Annotated in this window: 13 protein-coding genes and 2 pseudogenes; 5 read left to right on the top strand and 10 right to left on the bottom strand. The window is 42.1% G+C overall.

Annotation, left to right across the window (positions count from 1 at the left end; genetic code table 11):
- Positions 1-308 precede the first annotated feature (308 nt).
- A complete protein-coding gene (locus NAG76_10765; GenBank protein URN96666.1) occupies positions 309-1,286 on the top strand; it encodes a tRNA-dihydrouridine synthase in 978 nt (325 codons plus the stop codon).
- Between the two features lie 131 nt (positions 1,287-1,417).
- Here NAG76_10765 and NAG76_10760 read toward each other — a convergent pair whose 3' ends face one another.
- Positions 1,418-2,128, bottom strand: coding sequence for a dihydropteridine reductase (locus tag NAG76_10760; protein URN96665.1), 711 nt, complete (start codon positions 2,126-2,128; stop codon positions 1,418-1,420).
- Positions 2,129-2,644: 516 nt separating this feature from the next.
- On the opposite strand from NAG76_10760, the gene NAG76_10755 reads away from it, so the two are divergent.
- On the top strand, positions 2,645-8,173 hold the full coding sequence (locus NAG76_10755) for an S-layer homology domain-containing protein (GenBank protein URN96664.1): 5,529 nt from the start codon (positions 2,645-2,647) through the stop codon (positions 8,171-8,173).
- 151 nt (positions 8,174-8,324) lie between these two features.
- Positions 8,325-8,497, top strand: a pseudogene (locus NAG76_10750) (tRNA-dihydrouridine synthase).
- A 189-nt stretch (positions 8,498-8,686) separates the two neighbouring features.
- On the opposite strand, the gene NAG76_10745 reads toward NAG76_10750, so the two are convergent.
- Together NAG76_10745 and NAG76_10740 are read right to left on the bottom strand one after the other, a co-directional pair.
- Complete coding sequence (locus tag NAG76_10745) at positions 8,687-9,391, bottom strand: response regulator transcription factor (GenBank protein URN96663.1); 705 nt, start codon at positions 9,389-9,391, stop codon at positions 8,687-8,689.
- Between the two features lie 7 nt (positions 9,392-9,398).
- Positions 9,399-11,549 (bottom strand): ATP-binding protein, encoded by a 2,151-nt coding sequence (locus NAG76_10740; protein URN96662.1) that lies wholly within the window; start codon positions 11,547-11,549, stop codon positions 9,399-9,401.
- Positions 11,550-11,731: 182 nt separating this feature from the next.
- Between NAG76_10740 and NAG76_10735 the strand changes: the two are divergent.
- Both NAG76_10735 and NAG76_10730 read left to right on the top strand, forming a co-directional pair.
- A pseudogene (locus NAG76_10735) lies at positions 11,732-11,849 on the top strand (tRNA-dihydrouridine synthase).
- A 379-nt stretch (positions 11,850-12,228) separates the two neighbouring features.
- The gene (locus NAG76_10730; protein ID URN96661.1) at positions 12,229-14,895 is read left to right on the top strand and encodes a chitobiase/beta-hexosaminidase C-terminal domain-containing protein; all 2,667 of its coding nucleotides are present in this window, start codon (positions 12,229-12,231) and stop codon (positions 14,893-14,895) included.
- Between the two features lie 445 nt (positions 14,896-15,340).
- Here NAG76_10730 and groL read toward each other — a convergent pair whose 3' ends face one another.
- From groL to NAG76_10695, 7 genes are all read right to left on the bottom strand, one after another.
- A complete protein-coding gene (gene groL / locus NAG76_10725; protein ID URN96660.1) occupies positions 15,341-16,969 on the bottom strand; it encodes a chaperonin GroEL in 1,629 nt (542 codons plus the stop codon).
- Between the two features lie 170 nt (positions 16,970-17,139).
- On the bottom strand, positions 17,140-17,421 hold the full coding sequence (groES, locus tag NAG76_10720; GenBank protein ID URN96659.1) for a co-chaperone GroES: 282 nt from the start codon (positions 17,419-17,421) through the stop codon (positions 17,140-17,142).
- A 129-nt stretch (positions 17,422-17,550) separates the two neighbouring features.
- Entirely contained in the window at positions 17,551-18,327 is a 777-nt protein-coding gene (locus NAG76_10715; GenBank protein URN96658.1) for an ABC transporter ATP-binding protein, read from the bottom strand.
- The gene (locus NAG76_10710; protein URN96657.1) at positions 18,317-19,297 is read right to left on the bottom strand and encodes an iron ABC transporter permease; all 981 of its coding nucleotides are present in this window, start codon (positions 19,295-19,297) and stop codon (positions 18,317-18,319) included. The genes NAG76_10715 and NAG76_10710 overlap by 11 nt, the downstream gene beginning before the upstream one ends.
- 8 nt (positions 19,298-19,305) lie before the next feature.
- Complete coding sequence (isdE, locus tag NAG76_10705; protein URN96815.1) at positions 19,306-20,238, bottom strand: heme ABC transporter substrate-binding protein IsdE; 933 nt, start codon at positions 20,236-20,238, stop codon at positions 19,306-19,308.
- 222 nt (positions 20,239-20,460) lie between these two features.
- A complete protein-coding gene (locus tag NAG76_10700; protein URN96656.1) occupies positions 20,461-22,176 on the bottom strand; it encodes an S-layer homology domain-containing protein in 1,716 nt (571 codons plus the stop codon).
- A 96-nt stretch (positions 22,177-22,272) separates the two neighbouring features.
- Positions 22,273-23,298 carry an NEAT domain-containing protein gene (locus NAG76_10695; GenBank protein URN96655.1) on the bottom strand — a complete coding sequence of 342 codons (1,026 nt, stop codon included), beginning with the start codon at positions 23,296-23,298 and terminating at the stop codon, positions 22,273-22,275.
- Between the last annotated feature and the right edge of the window lie 335 nt (positions 23,299-23,633).

Genomic DNA, 23,633 nt, shown 5'->3' with positions numbered 1-23,633 from the left:
TTCTGGGTAAGCAAATCATAACACCGGTCACTTTTGCCGAATAGTATGAAAATTTATACTACCTTTTCTACATTTATACTTCCTTATGACATCTGTTCTCACCATTTTTCTCACATTAATTGGTGACTTGCCTTTACCATTGATTTTGTGCATTAAACGAGAAAAAATGATACTATATAGGATGGGTAAAGGACTTTGCTAGAGAATATTTGATTTTATATAAATGTTAGCCATGCTTCCGATGCGACTTTTCAGTTGCAGGATGAATAGTCAATATATATAACTGAAGAGTTTAAGGAGAAGATACTATGAGTAACGAACAAAATTTTTGGCTTGATTTACCAAAGCCGTTTTTTATATTAGCACCAATGGAGGATGTAACAGATGTTGTATTCCGTCACGTCGTTAGTACAGCTGCAAAGCCTGACGTATTTTTCACGGAATTCACAAGTACAGATAGTTATTGTCACCCTGATGGGATAGCCAGTACTCGTGGTCGGTTAACATTTACAGAAGATGAGCAACCGATCGTCGCTCATATTTGGGGTAATAAGCCTGCATTGTTTGAACAAATGAGTATTGATATGAAAAAACTTGGTTTTCGTGGTATCGATCTAAACATGGGGTGCCCAGTACAAAACGTCGCATCCAACGGAAAAGGTGCTGGATTAATACAACACCCTGAAGTTGCGGCAGAAATTATTCAAGCAGCCAAAGCTGGTGGATTGCCGGTTAGTGTTAAAACAAGATTGGGTTACTTTGAAGTTGACGAATGGCGCGATTGGTTAAGACATATATTGAGCCAAGACATTGCGAATCTTTCTATTCACCTTCGGACAAAAAAAGAGATGAGTAAAGTAGATGCACACTGGGAACTCATCCCTGAAATTAAGAAATTACGCGATGAAATTGCTCCAAATACATTGTTGACCATTAATGGAGATATTCCTGACCGTGCAACAGGATTAAAATTAGTGGAACAATATGGCGTGGATGGCGTCATGATTGGCCGCGGAATTTTCACCAATCCATTCGCTTTTGAAAAAGAACCTAAGGAACATAGCGCGAAGGAGTTTCTCAACTTACTTCTTTTACAGTTAGATCTTCACGATAAATATTCAACAGAAGCCGAACCACGTTCATTCAAACCGCTTCTTCGCTTTTTCAAAATCTATGTTCGTGGATTTAGAGGTGCAGGTGAACTACGAAACCAATTAATGGATACGAGATCAACTGATGAAGTACGTAGATTAGTACAACCTTATTTAGATCAAGAATTAGAATAATATATATATAATTTAAAAAGAGACCTCTCAAATGTTCAATGTGAACACCTGAGAGGTCTCTTAATTTTACGTTTCGTTGACATTATTCCATTATTTCTTGTTATGAAGCCGTATTCGAGAACTTTTCACAACTAAACATTTAGAGTTAAAAACTCATGCAGCTTTTGTTCATGTTTATCGAGCATAATTTGTTCCGGTTTAATGCCTTGCCCACGCAGTACTTTAATGTTCTGCATGAGGAATTCGTCGCTTCCGACAACATAGAAGAGTCCATCTTTGTCTGTGGCAAGGTTTTTTACTTTTTCATAATAGTCTTTACGATTATCGACGAACTGTGACGTAAATTTCTTGTCAGGTGCAGATTCAAAAATATTTGTGAATAAAAAATCTTTTGATGAATCAATATTCAACGAATGAATGAGATTTACGTTATCAGCACGTTTGAAATAATCAAGTACAAGTGGTCTGAACGTTGCTAATCCAACACCTGAAGATAACAAATATACATTTTTATCTTCTCTTTTAAGTGGCATATTCGAATGAGTCTTAAATATAGCCACTTCATTGCCAACTTCAAGATTTCTTAATATCGATTTAAACTCAGAGCACTGCTCTTTAATACGTGTTGTAATACCGATTGAATTTTCATGTGGTAAAGTTGAGATGGACATGTGGCGAATCAGGCTACGGTTAGGTTTATCTCCGACATTAAAACCTTCTAGTGCGAAATGGGTGTGGGACCCTTCTTCCCATGTAAAGCCTTCCGGACAATCTAGTAGGTATGTTTTAATCTCAGGAGTTTCTTCAATAATCTTATTTATTTTAATCCAATATATTTGCATTATATATTCTCCTTACTCAATTATAAGTTTCTTTGTATTTTATCATACAACAAGTGATAATAATTCTCAATTAAAAAAATTATTCATAGTTCCACAAGATATACAAATTCAATTCACCTTAGCACTAGACTAAAATCGACGGTCATCATGAAAATCCTTACATGTAAACTATAAAAACACAAAAACCACTCCTTAAGTGTTAATTATGATGCCAGTTTGACGCTCAATTTACGAAGGGATATGCATTAGCATGAATGCTCGTCAAAGCCCGATAGAGTTGCTTTCTTCTCCGCCAGATAAAGATTCTTTCAGTTGATTAACTATGTTCTCTTTCACAGCACTTTCAAAGTAAGCGATTTCATATTTTAAGGGGTAAACACCTTTAATTACTGTATTGAAAAAAAAGAATCAAAATTATATCGTATATTTGGGTAGTTGTCAAATTGGCAATGTGTCCAAATTCGATACGGATAAGCCGTGGTCGCATCGTATTGAAAAATAAGGAGGATTTCATTTATGTCAAAACGATTTAGCAAAATGCTCTCGTCCCTCTGTTGCTTGGTAATGTTGACGTCGCTAATACCTGTCAGCTTTGCCGCCGACACTGAAAACATCGAGATCGCAGAAGCGAATGAAACACCGACTGCCATGTTCGGAACTCCTGAGCTCGGGTCAGATGATCCCTTGTGGGCACTGACAATGGAGCATCTCATCAACAAAAGCACTGTGCCTAACGACCCCAGACCTCATTCCACGGGCACAGCCAGGATTCTTTGGGACAACAACTACCTGTATGCTCGCGTAGTTGTAGAGGACAGAAATCTCTATCAGGGACCTGGTGCGGATCATACGTACGACAGCTTAGAGTTTTATGTCGGCTCAGGTTCTAGCGGATCAAACCAATGGCGTGTCAGTTCGACGGGCATATTTTCAGGGCAGTCCCATACTGATAGAGCTGCGTGGACCGAGATCACAGATACTGGATACATCGTGGAAATGAGAATCCCAAAAGTAACCTTGGAGCCAGGCAAGCTTACCTTCGAAGTCTATATCAATAACTCCACGGAAAATGGTGGGGATCGCTATGAAGTCGTTTCCGCTTTCGGAAATCCGGACACGGGTTATAGCAACGCCGCTTCATTTACAGACAGCTTGGAGCTCATTCTTGCTAATGTTGTGGACACTAGATTCTCAATCACCACCTTGACGGATACGGGCGGACGCATAATGCCAATCGCACCCGGCAATGTTTTGAGAGTGGAAAGTGGAGAAGACGTAACCTTTACGGTTACTCCTAATTACGGAAAAATTGTAAATACCGTAACGGTTGATGGTGAAGCAGTGGCTATATCCAATGATAATACGTTTTCTTTAACAAATATTAGCGCTGATCATGAAATTAACGTAACGTTTAAAGATGATTCAGACGCTGACCAGCTTCCTTTTATCGTATGGAATGACAATTTTGCTAGCGGCGAGTACACAACGGCTGTCATCATCGACTTAGGCGAAGGGAATGAAGCGTCAGGTTCCGAGCTTGATCCGGACTTATTTACAGTGACAGCTAGAAACACGACCCTTGTCGGTAACTCAGTGGTCTTTGAAGGAACACGCAAGATCTCAAGAGTATACGCCAATAACGAGCCGAAAGTCCGCGGCTATCTTGGGAAGGTAAACAACTCACCCGATTATCAGGACGGACTGGCAAGTGGCCGTTACATCGTAGTTGAGCTTGAGTTTTATACCGAAGCCGGCGGCAATAGAACGCTGGATGGCAGCTCGAACTCGACAAGGCAAAACTACAACATTGTTCAAAACGATGTTATCGTGCTAACTGATGGTGCTCCGCTTAGCTACACCGTATTCAAACAAGAAAGCGTTGTCAATCCGATCCTTGACAAATTTACAGCACATACGAGTGATTCGTTCAATTACGCGCGCTACCTTCACACGGATGAAGAAGGTGAAACGCTACAAGGAATGCCGCTATATGTCTATACTCACGGTATGTCACGAGGCGGCACACAAGCAATGCTCGACCAAAAAGCGTCTATGAAATCTGCTAACGGTTCGGTTGCGCTGATGAAGAAAATGGAAGAAAACCCTAGAAAATATGCTAGCCATATTCTGAATATTTCTTATAATGGAACATCTACTCCACAAGCAGGCGATGTTAAGAAGGTTATCGACGACTTAGTTGCCAGCGGATTAGTAGACGCTAACCGTATTTATGTGGCAGGCTTTTCATGGGGTGGCGCGTATACGAACACCTTAATTAACACCTACCCTGGCTTCTTCGCAGCAGGTGCACCTATGGCCCCAGTATTCAGCTCACCGGAAGCTAGCCAAAACCAAGCTCACAGTGATCTTGCTTATTGGATGTTTATCAATGCTCATAACGTTGGAACATACCAAACTAACCTCACTAACTATATAAATACTAATATGCCGGAAATGACTAACGCAAGGGCTTCGAACTTTAAGAGTAATGAGGCTCTTACGTGGCCATATAATCAATTTGATCAGCCAAGTCAGAGACCAAATCCGGTCAACACACCTGTCATGCAAGACTATATCGCACACGAAGTAGAAGCAGCGGTTCTGTACAACCAGATTACTATGGATAATCCGTTTACTGAGGAGACTTGGAGCATTGCTCCGATAGCACAGTCCCCTAACTTGCCGGCTTGGGACAATGACTACTCAGACGTCTTTGATTGGATGTTCTCACAGAGTAAACTAGGCGTGCTGCCTGATGGTCCTACCGCAACATTTGGAACTCCTGAGCTCGGTTCCAATGACCCACTGTGGAATGAGACAATGGAGTATCCAATTAACAAAAGCACTGTACCAGATGATTCAAGACCGCATGCTACCGGCAATGTAAAGATCCTTTGGGACAATGACTACGTGTATGCTCGTGTAGTTGTAGAGGATAGTAATCTCTATCAGGGACTTGGTGCGGATCATACGTACGACAGCTTAGAGTTTTATGTCGGCTCAGGATCCAGCGGTTCAAACCAATGGCGTGTCAGTGCGACAGGCATATTTTCAGGGCAGTCCCATACGGACAGAGCTGCATGGAATCAAATCACGGACACTGGATACATTGTGGAAATGAGAATCCCAAAAAGAAACTTGACCTTGGAGCCAGGCAAGTTTACCTTCGAGGTTTATATCAATAACTCGACGGAAAATGGTGGGGATCGCTATGAAGTCGTTTCCGCTTTCGGAGATCCGGACAAGGGTTTTGGTGGTCATTCTGCATTTGCAGACAGCTTGGAGCTCATTGATACCGATGAATTGGACACTAGATTCTCAATCACCACCTCCACGGATACGGGCGGCCAAATAACTCCGAACGCACCCGGCAATGTTCTAAGAGTCGTGCCTGGCTCAGTCAAAACATTTACGATTATCCCTGATCACGGAAAAATTGTAGATACCGTAACGGTTGATGGTGAGGCTGTGACTATATCCTACGATAATACTTTTTCTTTAACAAATATTAGCGCTGATCATAAAATTCACGTGACATTCAAAGATGATCCAGCCGCTGATCAACTTCCTTTTATCGTATGGAATGATAACTTTGCTAGTGGCGAGTACACAACGGCTCTCATCATCGACTTAGGCGAAGGGAAAGAAGCGATAGGTTCCGAGCTTGATCCAGGCATGTTTACTGTGTCAGCTAGAAACACGACGCTAGTCGGTGACTCAGTAGTCTTTGAAGGAACGCGCAAAATCTCAAGAGTATACGCCAATGACGAACCGAAAGTGCGCGGCTATCTTGGGAAGGTAAACAATTCACCGGATTATCAGGACGGTCTGGCAAGTGGCCGTTACATTGTAGTTGAGCTTGAGTTTTATACAGAAGTCGGCGGCAATTCAACACTCTACAGCAGTAACTCGACAAAACAAAATTACAATATTGTTCAAAACGACGATATCGTTCTAACTAAAGGCGCTCCCCTTAGCTACGTGGTTTTTGGACAGGAAAACGTTGTAAATCCGATCCTTGACAAGTTTACATCACTTACAAGCGATTCAGTCAATTACGCACTCTATCTTCACAAGGATGAAGAAGGTGAAGTGTTACAAGGAATGCCGCTATATGTCTATACTCATGGTTTTTCACGCGGCGGCACACAAGCACATATCGATCAAAAAGCGTCAATGAAATCCGCTAACGGTTCGGTTGCTCTGATGAAGAAAATGGAAAAAGATCCTGACAAATATGCTAGCCATATTCTGAATATTTCCTTTAGTGGCGGTTCTACTCCACAAATAGGCGATGTTAAGAAGATTATCGACGACATGGTTGCCAGCGGGGCAGTTGACCCTAACCTTATTTATGCGTCGGGTTTTTCAATGGGTGCAATGTATACGAACACCTTAATTAACACATACCCTGATTTCTTCGCGGCAGCTGCACCTTTGGGAATTGCAAGTGGTACGCCGTCAGCGAGCGCAAACGAAGCTCACAAAGACCAGGCCTATTGGATATTTGTAAACACTTATGACACTCGAGTAAATGCATCGCAGCTCGATAACTTCATTACTAACGATATTTCGGATTTGACCAACGCAAGGGCTTCTCGTTTCCAGAGCAATGAAGCTCTCACGTGGCCATACAATCAATATGATCAGCCAAGTCAGAGACCAAATCCGGACAACACACCTCCCCTTCTTGACTATATAGCGCACGAAGTAGAAGCGGCGGTTCTTTACAACGAGATTACTATGGAGAATCCTTTTACTGAGAAGACTTGGAGCATAGCTCCAATAGCACAATCCCCTAGCTTGCCGGCTTGGGACAATGACTACTCAGACGTCTTTGATTGGATGTTTTCTCAGAGAAAACTAGACGTACCTAGTGCTCCTGGCGGCTTAAAAACTAAGGCGGGCGATGGACACGTCACATTGAGCTGGACTGCTCCGGCTGATGACGGTGGCAGTGCGATATTGGGCTACAAGGTCTGGTATGACAATGAAACGCCAGTCACACTGAGTACTAAGGAGACCGAATATACTTTCACAGGCCTGACTAACGGCCAAACTTACACCTTCAAGGTCGTCGCGGTGAACGCGAAGGGCGACAGTGTGGAAATAACTTCGACAGCTATGCCGAAAAATACTCCTATTGTGCCTGGTCCTTCTGGCGGAAACAACGGTAATACGGGCAACGGGACAGACAATGGATCGTCAAAGCCGACCTATACAGTGAACACACCGAAGGATAAGCCCGCGGTCACAGACTCAAACGGCAATACTACCCTGCCTGGCGGTGGCTTGATTACGACCAAGGGCGGGACGAAGCTTGAAGTGCCTGAAGGCACAACAATAAACTCAAACGGTAAGGTGACCATTCCAACAGACAAGAGCGCCAAAGTTGCACTACCAGGCGACAACGGCATAGCGTTGAACATCCATGAGGGTACTGAGCTTGTGTTCGATGACAACACCCCTCTGGGCTTCATCGTGATATCGGGCAATTCTTTCAATGATATCAACATGGACGACTGGTTCTACAGCTACGTAAACTCAGCCTACACATTCGGCATTTTCAACGGCACTACGTCCACGACGTTCTCGCCGAGCACCTCAATGACACGTGCGATGTTTGTAGAGGTACTTGCCAATCTTGAGAATGTAAACCGCTCCGACTACTCCAGTTCCCGCTTTAGCGACGTGACGGACGGACAGTGGTACACGGCGGCAGTCGAGTGGGCTGCTGAAAACGGCATAGTCAACGGTATAAGCGCAGATTTGTTTGATCCTAATGCATCGATGACACGCGAACAGATGCTAGTGATATTGTATAACTATATGAACTTCAAGGGCTATGAGATCCCTCAAAGCCAAACTCAGTCCTTCGCGGATGAAAGCAAAATAAGTTCATGGGCATTGGAGGCAGTTAAGGCGCTACAAGGCATCGACATTGTAACAGGTAAGGGTAACAACATCTTTGACCCTAAAGGTAGAGCTACCCGTTCCGAAGTAGCCACTATCTTTGTAAGGTTCGTCGAATATCTGGCTAAGTAAAGGCGTAAACAAAAAATGGAGACCCTTCCGGCTGGATAATGTCCAGTCGGAAGGGTCTCCTTCTATTTTGCAAAGAAAAATTGCAGCAGACATTATTCTAGCAGGCGGATTGCCGGTTATTGTTAAAACAAGATTGGGTTACCCTCATATTGACGAGTATACAGAAACCGAGCCACGTTCATTCAAACCACTTCTTCGCTTTTTCAAAATCTATATCCGTGGATTTAGAAGCGCAGGCGAACTAAGAAATCAAATATGGATACTAAGTCAACTGATGAAGTGCGACGTTTAGTACAACCTTATTTAGAGCAAGAGTTAGATTAAAATCGTCTGTCTAATCGCTTAATAATCAGACCAGCCTACTCCGCTCGGAGTAGGCTGGTCTGATCTGTGAATAAGATTCTCGATCATATTGCTCCTGGCTCAATTATAGTTGGAATAGAGTCCAGAACAAATTCCAACTATAATTCACTTATATTTCACTCTACTTATAGTAGGCTACCAATCTTAATACTAAGTACGCGCTTGTAACGCACTTATGGCAACTAGCATATATCCGGCCCCCCGAATCGTAACAATTCTCTCCGGATTGGCAGGGTCAGCCTCGATTTTTTTTCGTAAATTACTAATATGTACAGCGACCGTTCTCGTATCCTCCAGACTCTCTGTTCCCCAGATGAGCTGAAACAACGTATCGACAGTGACGGCACGGTTCACGTGTTGTGCCATATAGGAAAGTAGACTGAACTCCTTTTTCGATAAAGAGATCGTTTCACTGCCCATGTTGACGGACTGTGTGAAGAAATCCAGCGTCAAACCCGGTAACTCCAGAAGTTGTTCCCTTCTGCCCGTCGACACTCTACGAAGATGTGCCTTGATCTTGGCCATGAGTACGCCCGGACTGAACGGCTTGGTCATATAATCATCTCCGCCATAGGATAATGCACTAATTTTCACCTCATCCTCTTCACGACTACTCAGAAATACGATCGGCGCATTCGTGTAGTTACGTGCGTTCCTGCACCAATCAATGCCGTTTTCATTAGCCAGCAGTACATCCAGTACAATCAAATCCGGCTCAAAAGACGTAAGCAGCTTCAAGGCTTCTGTCCCGCTATGACTGTACGAGGTTAAGAAGCCCTCCCTTTCGCAATACACCTGAACAATCTCGCATATATGAGGATCATCATCGACGATCATTATTTTGTGCATGTCCATCACATTGTCACCTTTCTTCTACAATATAAGGTAGCGATATATAGAAGATCGCCCCCGTAAGGCCGTCGCTCTCTGCTCGAACCATCCCTTCATGCGCTTGTACGATTTCCCTGCAAATCGCCAACCCAAGCCCACTGCCCTCCACGTTCTTCTCCATGCCCGGTCGATAATACTTGTAATTGCGATCGAAGATTTGCTCGAGCTGGTCTGGAGGAATTCCCATGCCAGAATCTTGTACGCTAATGATCGCATAACGAGTATGATTCACCTCGTCCACAGCTAGCGCAATACGCACCATACCACCTTTAGAAGAGAACTTCATTGCGTTTGAAACCAGATTGAACAACGCCTGCTCCAATCGTTGCGTATCCATCTCGACAACAGGCGAGCCGAGTCCTTGATCTTCCGCATTTCCGATATCCAGCACGAAATCTAATCCTGCGTCACGCACAACTAGCTCATATTGTTCATAGAACTTGCGCAAGAATTGGAAGACAGAAACCTGCTCCATTCGGTACGAGACTTGTCCCGTCTCTAAATGCGACAAGAAGGACAATTCCTCGATCATGCGGTTAATCCTTATTGTGTTATCCCGAATATAGTTCAAATACTGTTCATCATGCTCCGGCTTAACTCTGTCCTGCACAGCTTCCACATAACCAAGCATGCTGGACAGTGGCATACGCAGATCATGCGTAATATAGGCAAGGAGCTTTTTTCTCCCTTGCTCAGAGTGGAGCAAACGGTCATACGAAGTGCGTAGATCATCATGAGCTGCGGTTAAAGCCTGAGTGCGTTCCTGCACGGTTCCTTCCAAATTCATATTCATTTCGATCAGCTTTTTATTAGCGTCCTGCAGCTCACTTGCAATCCTCTCCTCGTTCGATGCCGCCCTCGTAAATCTCGATGAAAGCAGAATCATCTGTGCAATCGTAAATACCAACAGACCAAGCGGAGATGTATTACCGATTCGTGACCATTCGTTAAAATATAAAAAGTCGTTGATAACGGTAACAAGAGCTACCACCGACACCAGCAGGAAAATCGTTGCTCCCTCCGTACGCCGCATAGCTGCTAGGGCAAGACCAATCATTAGATAAATCATATGGAGAACTACGATCACACCGATCGCCAGTAATAATTTTGTATAGATAAGTGCAGGAGTCACGATAATTACGATACAGAATGAGCAAGTTACGATCCGCGTGCCAAGATGAAACCAACGCGACACATAATTTGGAAAGATGCACTCAGAGTACATCATGATGATGTATACACTACTGCAAAGAATCAGATACTCGATCTTGAACTGCAATTCCCATGGAAACACTGGCCACAATTGTGTGATCAAAAGCTCGCCGACCAGCAATGATCGGATACCGAACAACATGGTGAACAGACCAAAATATAATGGAGCTCTGTCTTTGCGTCGCAATGCGAACAATAGCAGGTGATACACGCCAATCACCAGCAGGCTTGCGGTAATGAACATTTCTGCGGCAATTTTCAGATTTGTCTTGACCGTCAACACATCACTGCCGCCCAGCTCGATATACTTGGTGATGCCGCCACGCATATGATGGAAGTTGGCGACTTGCATAACCAGCTCCACCCTATCTTTCTCGGGCTGGAAGAACACCAACTTCGTTGCTAGATGCGGTGTTACGCTGCTCTTGTCCTGACCAACCACGCCAACTTCTTCTAGTAACTCGCCATTAACCCATAACTTATATGAATGAAAAATGGTAGGCATTCGCAAAGCAAGCCGCTCATTCTGATCCTGCTCGCTAAGCTCGATAACCACACGAAAAGTTGCGAAGCCTGTACCACTCAGCTGCTGATCATCTAACCGATAGTTTAGCCAAGAGCTTGGGATACTGATCCAACGATCAAAATTCCCGTCGCTTTCTAAGCGATTCTGTATGTCCTCAGGTGTCAGTAGCTCTTGCCAATAGAACGCCCACTCTCCTTGTAGCTTCAGTGGGTCATTACTAATATGAACCTGCGTTAAATCCAAAACGCCTTTTTCACTTTGTATCTTAGGGGAGTCTGGGACAGAAATGGCGAGATAGAGATAGCTTGCTATCAAACCAATAATTATGATAGCAACTGTATGAAGCCAAATAGTACGAGAACTGAATTGGAGAATACCCCTCATTATCAATCGTAACCCCAATCTGCAAGAGCTAAATAAGTAAATTAATTATTCTAATCATAACATCACTAAAGGATACTGTCCTCTGCAAATATCTGCGAGGCGTTGAACACAAACATCACGATGAGGTCCTTTTTTGAGCATAAGAAAAACCGTCCACCCCGGACGGTTCATTAACGTGTAGTATCGAACAGAATTTTGGGCTTGATTTACCGAAGCCGTTTTTTATATTAGCGCCAATGGAAGATGTAACATGTTGTATCCCGTCACGTCGTTAGTACAGCTGCAAAACCTGACGTATTTATCCCATTACTTGGTGTTTTTGTCTCCAGAATCAGCGTGGCCATTGACTCATTACGATTAGGTAAAGTATCTTTTTAAGCTCCACGATGTTCGATTTCAAATACATCTCCAAACATATTATACAGGTGTATATTTCGAATGCGGGATTTGTTTCTTTGGTATGTTTTATCTCTCGCATGAACTTAAAGTTTTCTTTAAGTTTCATTTATTAGCTAATCTACTATGATAGAATACAAACAGGCAATTCACTATAATTTATGGCGAATTGATGTTCTAATTGTCGATAACTCAAAACTACAAGAGAGAGTTGGTAAAACTACTATTCGCAAATAGGAAATAGAACTAAAATTTTTCTATTGAGAGAGGTTGAGAATCTAAAATGAAAAAACATATAAGCCTAATGATAGTTCTTTTGTTAATGGGATATTTCCTCATTCCAACTGTAGAGAATGTCGCGAATGCTTCTGACTTAACTGCACAGCAAAAGTTTGAGCAGTTACAAATTAAAGGGATTTTTTCCGGAATAAACGGCGGAGAGTCTGGACTCGATCAAAATATGAATCGTGCACAATTTGCTAGAGTAGCTGCGTTACTTCTAAATCTTGAAGGTATAGGAACACCGGATACTAAGGTTGTAACAGAGAAACCCTTCAAAGATGTGGAACTTGGTGCATGGTACGTAGAAGAGATTGCAGCTGCTAAAGAAGCTGGCATCATGTTAGGGAGCCCAGATGGAACTTTCAGCCCTAGTAAGGACATGACCGTCCAAGAGATGGCGGTCGCAACTGCACGCGTACTTGATATTGAACCTGAAAAGGATGCAAATGTAGAGGGTGCTGCAGACTGGGCTGCGGGGTATATCCAAGCCTTAAAAAAACAAAATATTGATTTTCCGACTAATTATAAGGAAACCGCTACTCGCTCTGACCTAGTATCTGCAGCCTTTGAGCTAGAGACAGTAATAACGGATAAGAAAGAAACCGAGAAGAAGGCAGAAGAACTGAAGAAAGCGGAAGAAGAAAAGAAAAAGCAGGAAGAGTCTTGGTATCCACCATCGACGCCTTTTGCTAATACTACTCTTTCCATATTGGATGCGAAGGCAGTAGGCGCGAAGAAGTTTCAAGTGAGGTTCAATAGGAGTATCGATCCAGCAGCAATTCGTCTTTCCTTCTCAAAGAACGGCTCTCCTATAGATTTTCAAGCCGTCCCGGATAATGAAACGAGAAACTATACCTTGACCCTCGCTGAGAAATTGACGGAGGGAATATACACCGTGACCGCAAGCTACACCGATTCGTCAGCAGTCATCGGTTCAGTTAATGTAATAGTAATGGACGAGAGAGTTGTAAAACTTTCTTTTGTTAACCCTTCGGATACAGTTGCCAAAGGGACTCGGATCGGCATTGAGGTGTTGGTTCAAAATCAATACGGTGAGTCGATGTCTATGCCGAATCTGTCCAAACTTGAAGTGCTTAGTAGTGGTGCTACCGCTACAATTGCATCAGATCGACCGATTGTTGTTGTGGATACTTCGTCCGAGTCCTTGCAATCGGGTATATCCAATATTTCGATTACAGTGCATGATACGGATAGCCATGTCTCAGTCACCAAAAATTTCAGAGTCGAATCGATGCCTTTTGTCTCAAAAGCAGCGTTCATAGGTTCTCTTCGCGGCATAGACGGGCAAGAAGTGTCCCAAGCACATTGGTCGCATACTTATCATATGAACTTAGATCTCTATGATCAATACGGCCATATGATACTATATCCTTTACCATCGGGCTCGGGTTCTATTGCAAGCATCCTTGACCCATATTCGGCCAACATCTCCGTCGGATCGTTGATTGAGGCCCCTGCCGGAGAGCCCGGTACTTTCTCGCTGCCGATCACGTTAGCTACGTCTGAATCAGCCAACAGCAGTACTTACACCTTAAGCCTACGCGCAGGTGATGGGTCAGCTACGCATACGTTCCAAGTGGCCGGTTCGCCCGTTCTCCAGACCCTCGCGACACCGACAGCCAATCCTGCTAGCGGAGCTGTCGTGTCAGGTACGCAAGTATCTCTTAGCGCAACGAGTGGGACAACCATCTACTATACAGTAGATGGTAGCACACCGACCACGTCTAGTGTGCCGTATACCGGACCGATAAACATTACTAGCAGTACAACGGTTAAAGCCATCGCCGTTCAGCCTGGCTGGACGAATAGCTCGGTTGCGAGTTTTGTATATGCGGTGACAATACCTATCGAATTGCCTGAATTGATACAATCATCTTCACTGTTGATTGCGGGAAATGTCTATACCGGCAGTGTAGCAGCATCTGGTGGGACAGGAGCCATTACTTATGCTATCACGAGCGGACAACTACCTGCGGGACTGGATTTGGATGAATATGCAGGGGTGATTTCCGGAACTCCAAGTGTTAGCGGTACGTTTAACTTCACGATCAGCGCAACGGATTCGGCTACAACTCCGGCAACTGCGTCTGCGCCATATACGATGACGATCGTGGCACCTGCCCCGACCTTGACGCATCTGACATCTAATCCGGCCAATGTTATGTTGACGGCAGTCGGTACGACAGAGGCGCTTGCCATTACAGCAAGCTTCGATGACGCCCAATCGCTCAACGTAACCGATGTGGCGCAATATGCGAGCAACAATGTGAGTGTCGCGACGGTCAATGATGCGGGCATCGTTACGGCGGTCGCAAGCGGAACCACGACCATCGTCGTCACCTATGGCAGCTTAACTTTGAACGTGCCAGTTATGGTGACGGAATCGCGTCAATTGGCGTTCCTCAACGCCTCGATAGCATCATACGGACTGAGAGTAGGGGCGACAACTAACCTCACAGTCAACGTGCTCTTTAACGACGATACGGCGGAAGACGTAACCGCTTGGGCGACGTTTGAAATTGAAAATCCGGAATTAGCCACAATCGATGCCAACGGCATTCTTACAGCGCTCAAACCGGGCAGCACGAAAATTATAGTGAAGTTCTTATCCATGGAATATATAATAGAGGGCATTCTTATCCAATAGTAGCCCGTTTTGTAGCCCCTGTTTCCATCGGGGGCTTTCTTCTTTGCTAACATCTGTACGATAGTAAGAAAGTAAGAAGTTCATCGTCTCGCTCGGCCTGCTGCGCACATCTAGCAACCAACATATATCCCGCCCCTCGAATCGTAACACATACATCGACAACGGCAGATCATACACACCAATTAAAGGAAAATGTGCGCAACATAGATAATGGTCTGCGCAATGCATAATAAATAGGCCTCTCACAAAGTTCGAATTGAACTCGTGAGAGGCCTATTTATTTTTAATTCGATATGGTCAATCTAAGTTTTTCTGAAGAGAAACCCTTGCCCCATATGACTACAGAGTCTAGATTACCGCATTGAGCGTTATGTGCTCCATCTGCGATGAATTCTACCGCTGAATCGCGGTCGCTCCTCCTCGATTTACATCGAAGAAGAATTCATCACATCATGCCGCCCATGCCACCCATACCGCCCATATCAGGCATAGCAGGTTTATTCGGCTCAGGCTTTTCAGCTACTACAGCTTCAGTTGTTAGGAACATAGCTGCAACAGATGCTGCGTTTTGAAGAGCAGAACGAGTTACTTTAGCAGGGTCAACGATACCCGCTTCGAACATATTTACCCATTCGCCAGTAGCTGCATTGTAACCAATACCTACTTTTTCGTTTTTCAAGCGTTCTACGATAACAGAACCTTCTTGACCAGCGTTAGCTGCGATTGTACGAACTGGCTCTTCTAGAGCACGAAGTACGATGTTAACACCTGTTTGCTCGTCGCCAGTTGCTTCTACTGCCGCTACTGCGTTATATACGTTAACTAGCGCTGTACCACCACCAGATACGATACCTTCTTCTACTGCTGCGCGAGTAGAGTTCAAAGCATCTTCGATGCGAAGTTTACGCTCTTTCAATTCAGTTTCAGTCGCTGCACCAACTTTGATTACAGCTACGCCACCAGCTAATTTAGCTAGACGCTCTTGAAGTTTTTCTTTGTCAAACTCAGAAGTTGTATCTTCTAGTTGAGCTTTGATTTGGCTAACGCGTGCTTGGATATCCGCTTTGTTACCAGCACCATCAACGATAATTGTATTTTCTTTTGTAATACGTACTTGACGAGCAGTACCTAGAGCGTCTACATCTGTAGATTTAAGATCTAGTCCAAGTTCTTCAGTGATCACTTGACCACCAGTTAGTGCTGCGATATCTTGAAGCATTGCTTTACGACGGTCACCAAAGCCAGGAGCTTTAACGGCTACGCAAGTGAATGTTCCACGAAGTTTGTTCACAACTAGAGTAGCTTGTGCTTCACCTTCAACATCTTCAGCAATAATAAGAAGTTGTTTACCTGATTGAACAACTTTCTCAAGTACTGGAAGAATTTCTTGAATGTTTGTAATTTTTTTGTCAGTGATTAAGATATAAGGATTGTCTAGAATTGCTTCCATTTTATCTGTATCAGTGATCATGTATGGCGAAATGTATCCACGATCGAATTGCATACCTTCTACCACTTCAAGCTCAGTTGCGAATCCTTTGGATTCTTCAACAGTGATAACGCCATCGTTACCAACTTTATCCATAGCTTCAGCGATCAAGCGGCCCACTTCATCATCAGCAGATGAGATTGCACCAACTTGCGCGATATCTTGAGAAGTTTCAACTTTTCTAGAAATATTGTTTAGCTCAATAACTGCAGCTTTAACAGCTTTATCGATACCTTTACGGATAACCATTGGATTAGCACCAGCAGTTACGTTTTTAAGACCTTCACGGATCATAGCTTGAGCAAGAACTGTTGCAGTTGTAGTACCGTCACCAGCGATATCGTTAGTTTTAGTAGCTACTTCTTTAACTAGTTGAGCACCCATGTTCTCGAATGCATCCTCAAGTTCGATTTCTTTAGCGATAGATACACCATCGTTAGTGATTAGTGGGCTACCGAATTTTTTCTCAAGAACAACGTTACGTCCTTTTGGTCCAAGTGTTACTTTAACTGCATTAGCTAGCGCATCTACACCGCGAAGCATAGAGCGACGAGCGTCTTCACTAAATTTAATTTCTTTAGCCATGTTTAAATCCTCCTAAAAAATTTTTATAATACATTCATGAGTTACTCTTACGAATAAAATATCGTCTCGAAAGCAAACTCTTCTTTTGTTGTCTTCTCCATGTACTTCTTGCAACTCAAAAGTTACATCAAAGCATAATCAATTGGTTATATGTGTATTTGATCGCGAGCCTATTCGAAGATCGCGTGTATGTCGCTTTCTTTCATAATCAAGTATTCTTTACCGTCATACTTGATTTCTGTACCAGCATATTTAGAGAACAGAACGCGGTCGCCTTCTTTAACTTCCAAAGCAACACGAACGCCATCTTTAAGCGCGCCACTTCCTACAGCGATAACTTTACCCTCTTGTGGTTTTTCTTTCGCCGTATCTGGCAATACAATCCCACTAGCTGTCGTTACTTCTTGAGCAATTGGTTCAACCAATACTCGTTCTCCTAAAGGTTTAATCATTGAAAAAAGCCTCCTTATATGAATGGTTCAATTTAATTGCGTTTTTAGCACTCGATCACTCATAGTGCTAACAATTATTATTCTACCTATTTTTCAAGATGATTTCAAGTATTAACTCAAAAAAAATGCCTATGCATTTGTAGCAATAGGCACGATATATAATCCTGTTTCCTCATCCTTGCGAATAACAGCCTTCACATCATAGACGAGTTCCATTAATTCGCTAGTCATAATCGCCTCTGGTTCACCTTCAGCAATAATATTTCCATCTTTCAACACTTTTATGTGATCGCTATATCGAACAGCTTGGTTGACATCATGCAGCACCATAACGATTGTTAATCCATGCTCGCGATTCAATTGTTGCACTAGATCAAGCAGTTCAATCTGATAGTATATATCTAGAAATGTTGTTGGTTCATCTAGAAACAGTATTGATGTTTTCTGTGCCAGTGCCATCGCAACCCAAGCACGTTGCTTCTGTCCACCAGATAACTCATTCAATCGACGATGACGGAACTCAGTTAGTTTTGTACACTCTAATGCCCACTCAATTGCCTCACGATCTTCATTAGACTCTGACGAGAACATATGGCGATAAGGTAATCGACCATATTCAACTAATTTTTCAACTGTTAGATCATACGGTGCATCATTTTGCTGATGGACAACGGCTAATATTCGAGCTAATTCCTTTGTCTTCAATTGTTGCAAGTCGCGTCCATCGATAATAATCTGACCAACACTCGGTATATAGTTACGAGCTAACAATGCTAATAATGTTGATTTGCCACTTCCATTGGGGCCTATGATTGTAGTGACCTTACCCTCCGCGATGGACGTTGAAAGTTCATTTAGTATTGGTGGACTGTTTTTGTATTGAAAGCTAATCTTATTAGTTTCCATTGACACGATCCCCCCTCATTAACATAAAGATTAGGAATGGACCACCAATAATCATCATAATAACGGATGCTGGAATATCAATTGAATAGATAATCGTTCTTCCAAGTGTATCAGCTAATAATATAAGTAATCCTCCAGATATCGCACTGAATGGAATAAGAATCTTATGATCTGTACCGACCATTAGACGCGCAATATGTGGAATTAATAGCCCCACAAACGCGATCAAGCCACCAATAGCTGTTGCAACCGAGGCTAATAATACGGCCACAAAGGAGATAATGACTCTAGCACGCATAACACGTAAGCCTAGATTACTCGCTGTACGATCCTGCAGAGACAGCATATTACACCAGGTACTAAGCAATAAAGCGATAACTAAACCAATCGATACATAGATCAATAAAGTTTCAACATCTGCCCATTTTTTCATTGAGAACATAGAACTGACAGCTTGGTTAACAGCACCAACCGCATAACTACCACGATAATTGAATAATTGATTAAGTCCAGAGAACATTGCATTAATAGCAACCCCGACGAGAATAAGGCGAAGTGGTTGGAGTCCTGAACGCCATGAGAATAGATATACTAAGAAACATGCAAATAGACCACCAATAACTGAGAACATTGGCATCCAGAAAATAAGTGTAGGGAACAATGTGGCAATTAATACTGATACAAAGCCCGCACCAGATGAAATACCAATTACCCCAGCATCAGCCAGTGGATTACGCATAACTGCTTGTAACAGTACACCTGAGACTGCTAAAGCTGCCCCTGTTAGTATTGCAACAATGATACGAGGTAGTCGAAGATCTCGAATGACATCAACATTATCATTACCACCATAGATTAATCCTTGGATAAGTTCCCAAAGACCAACTTTAAGACTTCCTGTTGCCATAGAATACAACGCGACTGCGATAAGCAACACAACCGCAGCAACAAAGTAAATGATTTTCTTCATGCGATGAATTATCCTTTCCGATCTGGATAGAGCATATCAGCAAGTATGTCTAATGCTTCATCTGCAGCTAAATTACCTGTCGTTCCGAAGAAGTCTTCAGGTAAATCATATACACGTTCATTTTTCACTGCGTTAAAATGTTTCCAAATATCATTTTGCTTAAACTCATCATCGAACATTTTAATAACTTCTTCTGGCATACCATGAGCAGCACGAAGAATAACATCAGGATTCCCTTGGTGAAGAAACTCTGTATTAGATGAAACAAATTCTACTTTTGAATCTGTTACGACATTAGTACCACCTATTTGCTTAACAAGATCACCGATGTATGAATTTTCTGTAGCAACAAGATAACTACCAGGAATACCCATTAAAATTAATACCGAGGGAGCTTTTTGACCAGCCACTTCCGCTTTAATATCACTAATCTTCTTATCGTAGCTTTCAACAAGTGCTTTTGCTTGTTCCACTCGATTAAATTCTGCACCAAGCTTTGTAATTTCCGCTTTCATATCTTCCATACTTGTAAAGTCTAGAAATCTAGCTTCGATTCCCAATCCTTTAAATGTATCTTCTAGGTCATGTTGCAATGTCGTTACCGATAACACATGAGTAGCTTTCAAAGATTTCACAAGCTCCATGTCAGGACTCATCGGATTACCTACTTCGATAGCATCACTATATCGTTCTGGTAATGCTTTCGCTGTGGACGGTTTTCCTACTACATTAAGATCAAGCGCGGCAAGAACTTCAGTAATAGCAACTGTTGTAGAGACAATACGATGATCCACATCATCTAAGCTTGGAGTCGCTACATTGCCTGCTGTATTGGATGGTTTATTGACAGATTCATTGCCTGTAGCACCATTAGAGCTACAACCTGCCATAAATAATATACATAATGTCAAACCAATTGCGGTTAACTTCAAGCTTCGCATATTTCTTAACATCGTATTGTATCCTCCTAAAACTTTTCATTGACTACTGTAATGCTACTCTGCTAATGAAAAGTAGCTTCGTAAGCATACACTTTAACTTTTTATAATTGCTACCCATAAACACATTATGAGGACTTCGATTGCTCGAGGTCCTCATGATGTAAACTATTCATTTCATACCATGCCATGGATGACATGGTTCATACTAAAACTACGCATAAATTATTGAGCGCGACCAATGATTGTTACTGCTTCAGCACGAGTAGCTTGCCCGTTAGGACCAAATGTATCTTTAGTAAGACCAGTAACTAGACCTAGTTTCACTGCAGTAGCTACATATGTTTTTGCATAAGCTGGGATAGCATCACTATCTTTGAACGTTAGCTCATCTGCAGAAGCAAGTTCTTTAATATTTAGCGCTTTAACAACCATAACGGCCATTTCTGCACGCGTAATGTTATTGTTAGCACGGAATGTGTCGTCTTGGTATCCAGTAATAATTCCAGCGTTTACTGCTTGTTTTACAAATGGAACTGCCCATTCTTGAATACTTGCAGCGTCTTTAAATGTTAATTCATTGTTAGCTACTGGCAAATCAAGAGCTGTAGCAATTAACTTAGTGAATTCAGCACGTGTAATGTTTTTGTTTGGTTGGAATGTACCATCTGTATAACCATTTACAACGCCTTTCGCTACTGCTAAGTTAATAGCATCTTTTGCCCAGTGAGTTGTAGCATCAGAGAAGCTTACGTTTTGCGCAACAACTTCTACTAAAGCATTTGTAGCTGTAACGATTTCTTCATTAGATTTCAAGTAGCTATTTGCAGCTGTAGCTGTAGCAATCGCAGTCGTTAGTGCTGCAGAAGGATTTGTTACTGTGTTAGCTACTGCAAGTGCTTTTACTAGCTTAGCTTTTACTGCATCAACATTGCTTCCGATAACGATGTTAATTCCGTGAGATTGTGGCTCAGTGAATACACCCGGAACCATGTATGAAGCAGATGCTTTGATTACTGCTTTTGCATCAGCAATTGCATAATCGAATGTGAAGAATGTTACTTCTTGTGGACCAGTACGTCCATTTACTGTTGCAACGTACTGGGCAACTTTAGCACCATCTTTACCTTCTACTTTAACCGTTACATCGTATACTTGTTGTACATCAAGACGAAGGTACGTTACACCGTCTTTTGTATATATTTTTGGATTGGAAAGATAGTTACCCATTGAAGAAAGTTTACTAGAATCACTTTCATTCACGAAATATACTTGAGCAACTGATGGATTCTCAGCAAATGCTACTTTCAGAGCTTTAAGTGCTGCTTCCAAATCAACTTTTTTCGTTACATAGTTGTTAGCTTTCTCAGCAGCTGCGAGAGCCGTTTGAAGTGCTGCAGTTGGAGCTTTTTCTAATTGGGCTTGCGCGATTAATGTTGTAAGTTCAGCTTTTGCTGCATCGATATCATTACCAATTACGATGAAAAGGTCATGTACTTGAGTTTCTGTGAATACACCAGGAACGAAATAAGAAGCTTGAGATTTTATAATTGCTGTTGCATCTGTTAATGCATAATCAAAAGTGAAAAATGTAACTTCTTGAGAACCGTTACGGCCTTCTACTGTTTTCACATATTCTCCAACTTTAGTGCCTTCTTTACCTTCAACAGTAATTTTCACACTATATTGTTGTTGAACATCTAGACGCAAATAAGTAACTCCGTCTTTCGTGTATGTTTTTGGTTCAGATACATAAGCTGCCATGCTTGATAATTTAGAAGTGTCACCACTATTTACGAAATGTACAAGTGCACTTGTTGCTGTTTCTTGTGTAGCAGTAATAGGGCTAACTTCTGCTGCCATTGCGAATGCTGGAACCGATCCCACTAGCATAGCTGCAACTACTGCTGTTGATAGATGTTTTACCATTTTCTTCTTCATTATTTAATCTCCCCAAATTTTTTATTTACTTCCCGATGAACTACCTTGTCAAAAAAAATAGCATCGAAAGCATAATCTTTTTTTGAATTTCTTGAATTATTTATTGCGTTTACGATTCATAACAATCCAAGCAATAGCACCTGCAATGAATAGTACTGCAACGATAATAATAAGTACAATTGCAATCGTACCGCCTTGCTTTTCTTCTTTATCAACGGTAAATTGTTCCGTCTCAACGTCAGTTGCGCCATCTACTGCTTCATTAGCAGTAATACCTTGTTCAGATACTACGACAACATCATCCGTTTTTTCACCTGTAAGTACTTCCGCATCGTCTTTTGTCGATGCATCCTCGTTTCCATTAATACCAATCTCAGAACCTTCACTACCTGCTACTACCTTACTATCATCAGGAGAGGAGCTTGCATTAGGATCTGATGTTGCAGAGTCAGAACCTGAACCATTAGATGAACTCGGTGTCATCGGATCAGTTGTAGCTTGTGGTTTCGTTGAAGTTGTAGGCTTTGCTGGACTCGTACCTGTGCTCGATGTATCTTTTGTTGGTTCAGGTGTTACTTTAGCCGTTGACGTTGGTTTAGCTGTCGGTTTAGGCGTTGCTGTTGGCTTAGCTGTTTCCGCAGGCTTACCAACTGATTTCAACGAGTCCGGATAAAATTTGAATCGTACTTCATAACTATGGTAGTAATCCATCTCCGGAATTTCAACAGTCATTTCGGATAATAACATATCCTCAAAGTTTTTAACTTTGAATTCTGTAACTCTTGAATTAGCCTTCTCATTCGTTGATACGACTTTAGCATCAACCATTTTTCCATTATATTGTGTTGCAAATGCAACAACCCAAGCGTGCTGATTAATGGTTGTTTGAACTGTAATGTTACCGTCTTTCACAAATACTTTAGCAGGCTTATTCCAATATCCATCTGCTAGTGAAGTAGAGTCGTCTTTCGTGTCGCCTCTAAGTATCTCATAATTAATTGTATATTCTCCATCCTCAAGCGCTGTCGCTGCCATTGCATGAGATGTACCTAAAAAGACTAATAATAAAGACATCACTACTACTGTAAGCAACTTTCTTACATAATCGTGTTGATAACTCATAGATACCTCCTATTTAAGCAAAGATATTATTGATTATCATTCTCAGCTGAAAACAAAAAAATAAAATGTCCTCATAAGAACATCATAGACATCGTAAATTGATAATGAGAATGATTATCTCTACTCCCTATTCGATATTACATGATTTCAAAAGAAATAGTCAACAAGTTTATGACACTTTTAAGTCACTTCTATAATCTGTCATTATTCAGACATAAGTTTTCTCTTTCCTTCAAACCGCATCTATGTCACAATAAATAGCGAGATTAAGAATCATTATCAAGAACAAACCGATAACTACAAATCATGCAATGACTTTTAATACACTTGTTTCT

This window comes from Candidatus Pristimantibacillus lignocellulolyticus (assembly GCA_023639215.1).
Taxonomy (GTDB): Bacteria; Bacillota; Bacilli; order Paenibacillales; family Paenibacillaceae; genus Pristimantibacillus; species Pristimantibacillus lignocellulolyticus.
The sequence above is the reverse complement of the archived record's forward strand: the minus strand, read 5'-3'. Positions and strand labels throughout refer to the sequence as shown.

Coding starts and splice junctions, on each gene's coding strand:
- NAG76_10765 (URN96666.1), top strand. CDS start 309: ATGAGTAACGAACAAAATTTTTGGCTTGATTTACCAAAGCCGTTTTTT.
- NAG76_10760 (URN96665.1), bottom strand. CDS start 2,128: ATGCAAATATATTGGATTAAAATAAATAAGATTATTGAAGAAACTCCT.
- NAG76_10755 (URN96664.1), top strand. CDS start 2,645: ATGTCAAAACGATTTAGCAAAATGCTCTCGTCCCTCTGTTGCTTGGTA.
- NAG76_10745 (URN96663.1), bottom strand. CDS start 9,391: ATGGACATGCACAAAATAATGATCGTCGATGATGATCCTCATATATGC.
- NAG76_10740 (URN96662.1), bottom strand. CDS start 11,549: ATGAGGGGTATTCTCCAATTCAGTTCTCGTACTATTTGGCTTCATACA.
- NAG76_10730 (URN96661.1), top strand. CDS start 12,229: ATGAAAAAACATATAAGCCTAATGATAGTTCTTTTGTTAATGGGATAT.
- groL (URN96660.1), bottom strand. CDS start 16,969: ATGGCTAAAGAAATTAAATTTAGTGAAGACGCTCGTCGCTCTATGCTT.
- groES (URN96659.1), bottom strand. CDS start 17,421: ATGATTAAACCTTTAGGAGAACGAGTATTGGTTGAACCAATTGCTCAA.
- NAG76_10715 (URN96658.1), bottom strand. CDS start 18,327: ATGGAAACTAATAAGATTAGCTTTCAATACAAAAACAGTCCACCAATA.
- NAG76_10710 (URN96657.1), bottom strand. CDS start 19,297: ATGAAGAAAATCATTTACTTTGTTGCTGCGGTTGTGTTGCTTATCGCA.
- isdE (URN96815.1), bottom strand. CDS start 20,238: ATGCGAAGCTTGAAGTTAACCGCAATTGGTTTGACATTATGTATATTA.
- NAG76_10700 (URN96656.1), bottom strand. CDS start 22,176: ATGAAGAAGAAAATGGTAAAACATCTATCAACAGCAGTAGTTGCAGCT.
- NAG76_10695 (URN96655.1), bottom strand. CDS start 23,298: ATGAGTTATCAACACGATTATGTAAGAAAGTTGCTTACAGTAGTAGTG.